This window comes from Streptomyces scabichelini (assembly GCF_011045015.1).
GTDB classification, from domain to species: domain Bacteria; phylum Actinomycetota; class Actinomycetes; order Streptomycetales; family Streptomycetaceae; genus Streptomyces; species Streptomyces scabichelini.
On sequence record NZ_JAAKZY010000322.1, the window covers coordinates 1 to 8,934 of the forward strand.

Sequence of the window (8,934 nt, forward strand, 5' to 3'; positions counted from 1 at the left end):
GAGGCTGAAGGGCCGCTCGGGGCTGAGGGGCCGCTCGGGGCTGAGGGGCCGCCGCACAGACTGGCACCTGTTTCACTCAGGCCACCACTGTCGCTCCCGTCACCCAGAACGGCGCGTCCGCCAAGCAAGCTCTGTCACCCAGCAGGCCCCTCGACTCAGAAAGGCGCGTCACCCAAGCAGGGCCTGTCACCCAGCAGGCCCCTCACCCCAGAACGGCGCGTCACCCAAGCAGGCCCTGTCACCCAGCGGGCCCCTCACCCCAAGACGGCGCGTCCCCCAAGCACGGCCTGTCACCCAGCAGGGCCCGTCACCTCAGAACGGCAAGGAACTCCGTGCAGGCGCGCGCACAGTCCCGGCAGGCCTTGGCGCCCTCCTCGGCGCCGGGGTCCCGGTCGAAGACGTGCGCCGTCTCGAGGCAGACGGCGCGGCACCATTCGACCTGCGCTCGCGTGCCGGCCTCGTCCTGCCAGGTCTGTTCGGCCAGGACACGGCAGGTCGCGTCGCAGACCTCCGCGCACATGATGCTCTTGCGCCGCAGCTGCTGCTGGTCTTCGGGACCGTCGAGATCGGCGAGGCTCGCGCGCAGGGCGCACACCCGCGCGCACTCGGTACAGGCCTGTGCGCACGAGAACCGGTCCTCGAGGAAACGGACGAGTTCCTGCTGATCTGTTGCTGACACGCTGTCCGGGTAGCCGGACGCCGTGACGCCAAACCCGGCGACGGCACACGCGAGCGCCAGATCTGTTGTCCCGATCAGTGCCCAACCGCACTCGGCGATCGATACTTGACCCGCAGGCCTTGAGAGAGATCCAGGACGCGGCCACGGCTGCTCACCTCACCCGGAGGTACGGAATGAAGATGCTGATCAACGTCGCGGAGACGGTCGTCGCGGACGCGCTGCGGGGCATGGCGGCCGCCCATCCCGAGCTGACCGTGGATGTCGAGAACCGGGTGATCGTGCGGCGGGACGCTCCGGTGGCCGGACAAGTGGGGCTCGTCTCCGGCGGTGGGTCGGGGCACGAGCCGCTGCACGGCGGGTTCGTAGGCCCGGGAATGCTGTCGGCGGCGTGCCCGGGCGAGGTGTTCACCAGCCCCGTTCCGGACCAGATGGTGCGGGCTGCGGCCGCCGTGGACAGCGGTGCCGGGGTGCTGTTCATCGTGAAGAACTACACCGGTGACGTGCTCAACTTCGACATGGCCGCGGAGCTGGCCGAGGACGAGGGCATCCAGGTGGCGAAGGTGCTCGTCAACGACGACGTGGCCGTGACCGACAGCCTCTACACGGCGGGGCGGCGCGGCACCGGCGCGACGCTGTTCGTGGAGAAGATCGCGGGCGCCGCGGCCCAGGAGGGACAGCCGCTGGAGCGGGTCGAGGCACTGGCCCGTCAGGTCAACGAGAACTCCCGCAGTTTCGGCGTCGCGCTGAGCGCGTGCACCACTCCGGCCAAGGGCAGCCCCACCTTCGATCTCCCGGCCGGAGAGCTGGAGTTGGGCATCGGCATTCACGGCGAGCCCGGCCGCGAGCGGCGCGCGATGATGACCTCCCGGGAGATCGCCGACTTCTCGGTGAACGCGATCCTGGAGGACCTGAGCCCGAGGAATCCGGTGCTGGTCCTGGTCAACGGCATGGGTGCGACACCGCTTCTGGAGCTGTACGGCTTCAACGCCGAGGTGCAGCGCGTGCTGACCGAGCGCGGCGTCGCCGTGGCGCGCACGCTCGTCGGCAACTACGTCACCTCGCTCGACATGGCCGGAGCCTCGGTGACGCTGTGCCAGGTCGACGAGGACCTGCTGCGGCTGTGGGACGCTCCGGTGCGCACGGCTGGCCTGCGCTGGGGCATGTGAGACCGGTCGAAGCCCTTACGACGCACATACCACCCACGTACCAGGCACGTACCAGGCAAGGAGATCCTGTGCTCGACGCCGACTTCTTCCGCCGTTGGATGACGGCGACCGCCGCGTCCGTCGACCGCGAGGCCGAGCGGCTCACCGCCCTCGACTCACCGATCGGCGACGCCGACCACGGCAGCAATCTGCAGCGCGGCTTCACGGCCGTGACGGCCACGCTGGAGAAGGAGGCACCGGGCACGCCGGGCGCCGTCCTCATGCTCGCCGGACGGCAGTTGATCTCGACGGTGGGCGGTGCGTCGGGGCCGTTGTACGGCACGCTGCTGCGCCGTACCGGGAAGGCGCTCGGGGACGCGGCCGAGGTCAGCGAGGAGCAGCTCACGGACGCCTTGCGCACGGGCGTGGACGCGGTGATGCAGCTCGGCGGGGCGGCGCCCGGCGACAAGACCATGATCGACACGCTGGTGCCCGCGGTCGACGCGCTCGGCGAGTCCTTCGCGGCGGCCCGGGCCGCCGCCGAGGAGGGTGCCCTCGCCACCACGCCCTTGCAGGCCCGTAAGGGCAGGGCGAGCTATCTGGGCGAGCGGAGCATCGGGCATCAGGATCCCGGTGCCACCTCCTCGGCTCTGCTGATCGCCGCCCTCGAGGAGGCCGTCGGTGACTGACGAGAAGCTGGTGAGTGACGACAAGCTGGTGGGGATCGTGCTCGTGTCGCACAGCGCCGCGGTGGCCTCCTCGGTCGCCGAGCTGGCGGCGGGACTCGCGGGCGGCGGCACGACCGCTCCGGTGGCTCCGGCGGGCGGTGTCGAGGGCGGCGGCCTCGGCACCAGCGCCGAGCTGATCTCCGCCGCGGCCGCCTCCGTGGACCGCGGCGCCGGTGTCGCCGTCCTCACCGACCTCGGCAGCGCGGTCCTCACGGTGAAGACCCTGCTAGCCGAGGGAGACGAGCTCCCCGCCAACACCCGCCTCGTGGACGCCCCGTTCGTCGAGGGCGCGGTGGCCGCGGTCGTCACCGCGTCGGCCGGAGCGGACCTCGCGGCGGTGGAGGCGGCGGCTTCGGAGGCGTACACGTATCGGAAGGTGTGACCCAGTCGCGGGGTACGCCACGATCGGGGGCCGAGGGGCCGGAGCCGACGTCGGCTCCGGCCCCTCGGCCGCCCTCGTCGGCGCGGGACCAGCGACGACAGCGTCCGCGCCACGGGCATGAACTCCCCTACGACAAGGGCGAGTTCAGCCGCGAAGAGGATCATCATACGTAACCCTCCGCCGAGGCCGCGCACGACGGCCACCCTCACGGACTCCACGCCCGCCCTCTTGATGTGGCCGCATCAACAGCGCCATATTGGTCCGGACCAATCCCGTCGAGGAAGGGCAGGGCGATGCGACGCGTTCCCGCGCGAGCCGTTGCGATGGTCTGTGGCGTCCTGCTGGTGCCGACGTCACTGGTGTCCTGCGGCTGGGGCGGGCCGGACGGCGGCGGGAGCGTCCGGCTGCCCTCGGCACCGGCGGGGGTCACCGCCGCGGCGGGCAGTGCGACGAGCGTGCACGTCATGTGGAACCGGTCTTCCGGAGACCCCGAGATCGACCGGTACGAGGTGTATCGCGGCACCACGAAGGTGAAGGAAGTACCGGGCGCGCAGCACATGGTGGACGTCACCAGGCTCAAGCCGTCGACCACGTACGCCTTCACCGTCCGGGCACGGGACGCCGACGGGAACAGCGGCCCGCCCAGCGCACGCGTGCGGGCCACCACACCCGCCGCGACCGCCGCCGACGACCGCGCCCCGGCCCGCCCGGCGCGGCCGCAGGGCAAGGCGGCCGGGAGCCGGGCCGTCCAGCTGTCCTGGGAGAAGTCCGCGGACGACAGGGGCGTGGCCTCGTACGACATCCACCAGGCCGGGACGAAGATCCACAGTGTGGGCGGCGGGCAGACGGCGGCCGTGCTCACCGGGCTCCGGCCGGGCACGCGCTACTCCTTCACCGTCCGGGCGCGGGACGCGGCGGACAACGTCTCGCCCGCGAGCGAGGCCGTGAGGATCACCACCGCGCCGGGCTCCGACGACGGGCGGTACACCGCCCCATCCGGCTTCCGCGCGACGACACACCGTGCCGACGGGGCGTATTACGTGGACCTGTCCTGGATTCCGCCGAACGCCGGGGTGATCGACGGTGTGATCACCGAGTATCAGATCCAGCTCGACGGACGGCCGGCGACCTCGCTCGTCTGGGGCGGCACGGCGCCGCGCGACAAGGCGACGTACAGCTTCTACGTGGGACGCGAGGCCGGAGTCACCCAGCGGGTGCGGATCAGGGCGAAGCTGCCGGACGGGACCTGGGGCGGCTTCTCGGTGGAGCGGACGGTGACCACGGGGGCGAGCGCGCTCCGCTGAACGTGCGGTTCGAAGCTGCGGGATCGTCGTGGCTGGTCGCGCCCACGCAGCGGAGCCGCAAATAGATACAGCCCCGCGCCCCTAAAGGGGCGCGGTACCGCACCGGACTTCGGCAAGTCCGCTAGGACGTGGCGCGCCATTCGTGATCCGCCATACGGAGGAATCCGTCACCTGGTCGGGCCCGGCCCGCGTGCGGACCCGGTGAAGGGCACGTTGGCTCGGTCCCAGGGCAGCACGGGCGTTTCCCAACCCTCGGCGGCGCATGGGACGTACCGCCAACCGTGCCGCCGGAGGGCAGTCCAATGCGTACTACTCAGATGCTCGTCCGCTCCGGTCTGACCGTGGCGGCCACCGCCGCGCTGCCGCTGGCCCTCACCGCCGGGCCCGCTTCAGCGGTGAACACGCAGATCACCGTGACCGCCAGCGGATCCACGGTCCAGGTGAACACCACCTCGTGCCCCACCGGCGGCAACGCCTCGCTGCTCTCCAGCGGCCAGGCCAACTTCGCCCAAGGCCGCCAGGTGCCGCTGACCGGCGGCACCAGCAGTCAGAGCGCCTCCTGGTCGGGGGTGAGCGCTGGTACCTACACCGTCATCGTGGTCTGCACGAACGGCACGACGGCGGGCACCCAGTCCGTCACCGTGTCCACGAGCTCCAGCCCCACGATCTCCGCCACGGCCTCACCGTCACCCTCTCCGTCGCCGACACTCTCACCGTCGCCATCGCCGACACGCGGGGTCATGGGCGGTACGGGAGGCTCCTCGAAGGACTACAGCACCGTCACCTACGTGGTGGGCGGGGTCCTGGTGGCGACAGGTGTCGGAGGCACGGCCTGGTTCCTGCGTCGCCGCGCCAAGCCCAACCGGCTCTGATCACACGGGGTACACGGGTGGCTCTCAGGAAGCCGAGTCCTCCGCGGGCAGCCGCCCGAACTCCTCCAGTGCGTGCGTCAGCCACCGGGTCCAGAAAGTCTCCAGGTCGATCCCCGCGCGCAGGATGAGGTGCTGGAGCCGGTCCTGGGAGGTCTCCTTGCCGGGCGGGAAGTCGCGCTGCTGGATCTCCTCGTACTCCGCCAACTGCCGCCGGTGCAGGTCGAGATGGCGGCGCAGGTCCGTCTCGATGCCCGCGGTGCCGACCACGGCTGCGGCCCGCAGGCGCAGCAGCAGCGTGTCGCGCATGGGCTTCGGGTCCTGGGACGCGGCGGTCCAGCGGGTGAGTTCGGCGCGGCCCGATGGCAGGACCTCGTAGCTCTTCTTCTGCCCACGGGCCGGCTGCTCGGCCGCCAGGGCCCGGATGTAGCCCTCGGCCTCCAGTTTGCCCAGCTCGCGATAGATCTGCTGATGCGACGCCGACCAGAAGTAACCGATCGACCTGTCGAAGCGCCGGGTCAGCTCAAGGCCCGACGAAGGCTTCTCGAGGAGGGCGGTGAGGATCGCGTGCGGGAGTGACATGAACTCATCCTAGGGACGCCGCCGAGGGTCGATCCTGGGACACCACCAGCCCGGATCCGCGCCACATCACCAGCCCGGATCCGCGCCACATCGCCGGCCCGGATCCGCGGGACGTCGCCGGAGCCAATCCGTGGACTACAGCGCCGCCGCCAGCTCCGTGCCCTGCTTGATGGCGCGCTTCGCGTCCAGCTCGGCGGCCACGTCCGCACCGCCGATGAGGTGCACGCTACGGCCCGCGGCGCGCAGCTCGTCGTACAGAGCGCGCCGCGGCTCCTGTCCGGTGCAGAGGACGATCGTGTCGACCGGCAGGACGGAGCTCTGCCCGCCGACGGTGACGTGCAGGCCCTCGTCGTCGATCCGGTCGTACTGAACCCCCGGGACCATGGTGACGCCGCGGTGCTTGAGCTCCGTGCGGTGGATCCAGCCCGTCGTCTTTCCGAGCCCGGCGCCGACCTTGGACGGCTTGCGCTGCAGGAGGTGGACGGAACGCGGCGGGGTGGGGCGCTCGGGTGCGGCGAGGCCGCCGGGCGCCCGGTAGTCCATGTCGACGCCCCACTGCCGGAAGTACGTCGCCGGATCCTCGCTCGCCTTGTCGCCGCTGTCGGTCAGGTACTCGGCGACGTCGAAGCCGATGCCGCCCGCGCCGAGGATCGCGACACGGTCGCCGACGGGCGCGCTGTCGCGCAGCACGTCGAGGTAGCCGACGACGCTCGGGTGGTCGACGCCGGGGATCTCGGGGGTGCGCGGGGTGACACCCGTGGCGACGACGACCTCGTCGTACGCGGCGAGGTCGTCCCCGGTGACGTATGTGCCCAACCGCACCGCCACGTCCCGCAGTTCGAGCTGCGTACGGAAGTAGCGCAGCGTCTCGTCGAACTCCTGCTTGCCGGGGACCCTGCGGGCCACGTTCAGCTGGCCGCCGATCTCCCTCTCCGCGTCGTAGAGCGTGACGTCGTGGCCGCGCTCGGCGGCCGAGACGGCGCAGGCGAGTCCGGCGGGGCCCGCGCCCACGACGGCGACGCGCTTGCGCAGCCGGGTCGGCGAGAGGACGAGCTCCGTCTCATGGCAGGCGCGCGGGTTGACCAGGCAGGAGGTGATCTTGCCGCTGAAGGTGTGGTCGAGGCAGGCCTGGTTGCAGCCGATGCAGGTGTTGATGGCCTCGGGCCGCCCGTCGCGCGCCTTGGTGACGAAGTCCGGGTCGGCGAGCATCGGGCGGGCCAGGGACACCATGTCGGCGTAGCCGTCGGCGAGCAACTGCTCGGCGAGTTCGGGGGTGTTGATGCGGTTGGTCGTCACCAGCGGGATCGAGACGGCCCCCATGACCTTCTTGGTCACCCAGGCGTACGCGCCCCGCGGCACCGAGGTCGCGATGGTGGGGATCCGTGCCTCGTGCCAGCCGACACCGGTGTTGATGATCGTCGCCCCCGCGGCCTCGACGGCCTTGGCCAGCGTGATCACCTCGTCGAACGAGGAGCCGCCGGGCACGAGGTCCAGCATCGACAGCCGGTAGATGATGACGAAGTCCTCGCCGACCGCCTCGCGTACGCGCCGGACGATCTCGACGGGGAAGCGGATGCGGTTCTCGTACGAGCCGCCCCAGTGGTCCTCGCGGTGGTTGGTCCCGGCGGCGATGAACTCGTTGATCAGGTAGCCCTCGGAGCCCATGATCTCGACGCCGTCGTAGCCCGCCTGCCGGGCGAGGCGCGCGGCCCGGGCGTAGTCGTCGATCGTCCGCTCGATCTCCTCGTCCGTGAGGGCGTGCGGGACGTGGGGGCTGATCGGGGCCTGGAGGGCGCTGGGCGCGACGAGGTCCTGGTGGTAGGCGTACCGCCCGAAGTGCAGGATCTGCATCGCGATCCTGCCGCCCTCACGGTGTACGGCCTCCGTGAGGGCGGTGTGCTGCTCGGCCTCCGCCTCGGTGGTGAGCTTGGCGCCGCCTTCATAGGGCCGTCCCGCCTCGTTGGGCGCGATCCCGCCGGTGACGATGAGCCCCACTCCCCCGCGTGCCCGGGCCGCGTAGAACTCCGCCATGCGCTCGAAGCCGCGCTCCGCCTCCTCCAGGCCCACGTGCATGGAGCCCATGAGCACGCGGTTGGGCAGGGTGATGAAGCCCAGGTCGAGCGGGTTCAGCAGGTGCGGGTAACGGCTCATCGGCCCCTCCATGCGCGGCGTCGTCACGTCTTTTGTAGACGAGGGGCCGAACTTTATGCAACTAGTTGCACAACGGCGGAGAGTCGATGTGACTAGGACCTCGTTCCGATGACGACCGTGGTGTACAGCTCCTCGGACACGGCCAGCCGTGGGACAAGACCGCTGCCGGCGAAGGTCTCGACGGCGGCGGGCGCCTGGCGTTCGCTCGTTTCGACCAGGAGGAAGCCGCCGGGGGCGAGCCATCGCGGCGCTTCGGCGGTCACCCGGCGCAGGACGTCGAGCCCGTCTCCTCCTCCGTCGAGCGCCACGAGGGGTTCGTGGTCGCGGGCCTCCGGGGGCAGGAGGCCGACTTCCTCGGTGGGGACGTACGGCACGTTGGCGGCCAGGACGTCGATGCGGCCGCGGAGGGTGCGCGGCAACGGCTCGAAGAGGTCGCCCTCGTAGACGTGATCCGCGCTGACGTTCCGGCGTGCGCAGCGCACCGCGGCCGGGTCGATGTCGGCTGCGTGCAGCTCGGCGCCGAGGAGGGACGCGGCGAGTGCGGCGCCCACCGCGCCCGAGCCGCAGCAGAGGTCCACGACGAGCGGGGCCGTCGCGTCACGAGCGAGGGCGAGGGCGACGGCCTGCTGGACCAGGAACTCGGTGCGCCGCCTGGGCACGAAGACGCCCGGTTCCACGGCGATGCGCAGACCACAGAACTCGGCCCAGCCCAGGACGTGTTCGAGGGGCAGGCCCGTGGAGCGGCGGTCCACCATGGCGGTGAGTTCGGCCGGGGTGCGGGCGGTGGAGAGGATCAGCCGTGCTTCGTCTTCGGCGAAGACACAGCCCGCGGACCGGAGCGCGGCGACGACAGTGGCGTACGAAACGGAAGGGGCGGAGGGGAAGGGCATGGAAGCCGAGAGCCTTTCGGGAACCCGAAGGGCGCTCTCCCGGTCACCTGGCGACGGTGAAACCCTGAGGCGAGAGCACCCGAGCTGACACAGCGGTAATGGGGCTCACCTCCTTCGTCCCTGCACGGCCGGGGCGGTCCGCAACCGGACGGCAACATTACACGGCCGCGGCCGCGGTCACGAGGCCCTCCCCCGGTCCTCCCC

9 protein-coding genes are annotated in these 8,934 nt (G+C 71.3%); 5 read left to right on the top strand and 4 right to left on the bottom strand.

What is annotated here, in order from left to right:
• Positions 1-307 precede the first annotated feature (307 nt).
• Positions 308-679 (bottom strand): four-helix bundle copper-binding protein, encoded by a 372-nt coding sequence (locus tag G5C60_RS47690; protein ID WP_165270059.1) that lies wholly within the window; start codon positions 677-679, stop codon positions 308-310.
• A 173-nt stretch (positions 680-852) separates the two neighbouring features.
• Here G5C60_RS47690 and dhaK point away from each other — a divergent pair, with 173 nt between their 5' ends.
• From dhaK to G5C60_RS47715, 5 genes are all read left to right on the top strand, one after another.
• Positions 853-1,845: a dihydroxyacetone kinase subunit DhaK gene (gene dhaK / locus G5C60_RS47695; RefSeq protein ID WP_165270060.1), complete on the top strand. Its 993-nt coding sequence runs from the start codon at positions 853-855 to the stop codon at positions 1,843-1,845.
• 68 nt (positions 1,846-1,913) lie between these two features.
• On the top strand, positions 1,914-2,513 hold the full coding sequence (gene dhaL, locus G5C60_RS47700; RefSeq protein ID WP_165270061.1) for a dihydroxyacetone kinase subunit DhaL: 600 nt from the start codon (positions 1,914-1,916) through the stop codon (positions 2,511-2,513).
• A 10-nt stretch (positions 2,514-2,523) separates the two neighbouring features.
• Positions 2,524-2,934 carry a PTS sugar transporter subunit IIA domain-containing protein gene (locus tag G5C60_RS47705; RefSeq protein ID WP_165270067.1) on the top strand — a complete coding sequence of 137 codons (411 nt, stop codon included), beginning with the start codon at positions 2,524-2,526 and terminating at the stop codon, positions 2,932-2,934.
• Positions 2,935-3,227: 293 nt separating this feature from the next.
• Positions 3,228-4,238, top strand: a complete 1,011-nt coding sequence (locus G5C60_RS47710; protein ID WP_165270062.1) for a fibronectin type III domain-containing protein — start codon at positions 3,228-3,230, stop codon at positions 4,236-4,238.
• Between the two features lie 302 nt (positions 4,239-4,540).
• The gene (locus G5C60_RS47715; RefSeq protein ID WP_165270063.1) at positions 4,541-5,110 is read left to right on the top strand and encodes a hypothetical protein; all 570 of its coding nucleotides are present in this window, start codon (positions 4,541-4,543) and stop codon (positions 5,108-5,110) included.
• 24 nt (positions 5,111-5,134) lie between these two features.
• On the opposite strand, the gene G5C60_RS47720 is transcribed toward G5C60_RS47715, so the two are convergent.
• The 3 genes from G5C60_RS47720 to G5C60_RS47730 all read right to left on the bottom strand — a co-directional run bounded on the left by G5C60_RS47720 (position 5,135) and on the right by G5C60_RS47730 (position 8,730).
• Positions 5,135-5,689, bottom strand: coding sequence for a PadR family transcriptional regulator (locus tag G5C60_RS47720; protein ID WP_165270064.1), 555 nt, complete (start codon positions 5,687-5,689; stop codon positions 5,135-5,137).
• A 135-nt stretch (positions 5,690-5,824) separates the two neighbouring features.
• A complete protein-coding gene (locus G5C60_RS47725) occupies positions 5,825-7,840 on the bottom strand; it encodes an NADPH-dependent 2,4-dienoyl-CoA reductase (RefSeq protein WP_165270065.1) in 2,016 nt (671 codons plus the stop codon).
• Between the two features lie 92 nt (positions 7,841-7,932).
• Positions 7,933-8,730 (bottom strand): putative protein N(5)-glutamine methyltransferase, encoded by a 798-nt coding sequence (locus G5C60_RS47730; RefSeq protein ID WP_165270066.1) that lies wholly within the window; start codon positions 8,728-8,730, stop codon positions 7,933-7,935.
• Positions 8,731-8,934 lie beyond the last annotated feature (204 nt).

Bases quoted from the DNA above. Each gene is read 5' to 3' on its own strand.
- dhaK (WP_165270060.1), top strand. From the start codon at position 853: ATGAAGATGCTGATCAACGTCGCGGAGACGGTCGTCGCGGACGCGCTG.
- G5C60_RS47710 (WP_165270062.1), top strand. From the start codon at position 3,228: ATGCGACGCGTTCCCGCGCGAGCCGTTGCGATGGTCTGTGGCGTCCTG.
- G5C60_RS47715 (WP_165270063.1), top strand. From the start codon at position 4,541: ATGCGTACTACTCAGATGCTCGTCCGCTCCGGTCTGACCGTGGCGGCC.
- G5C60_RS47720 (WP_165270064.1), bottom strand. From the start codon at position 5,689: ATGTCACTCCCGCACGCGATCCTCACCGCCCTCCTCGAGAAGCCTTCG.
- G5C60_RS47725 (WP_165270065.1), bottom strand. From the start codon at position 7,840: ATGAGCCGTTACCCGCACCTGCTGAACCCGCTCGACCTGGGCTTCATC.
- G5C60_RS47730 (WP_165270066.1), bottom strand. From the start codon at position 8,730: ATGCCCTTCCCCTCCGCCCCTTCCGTTTCGTACGCCACTGTCGTCGCC.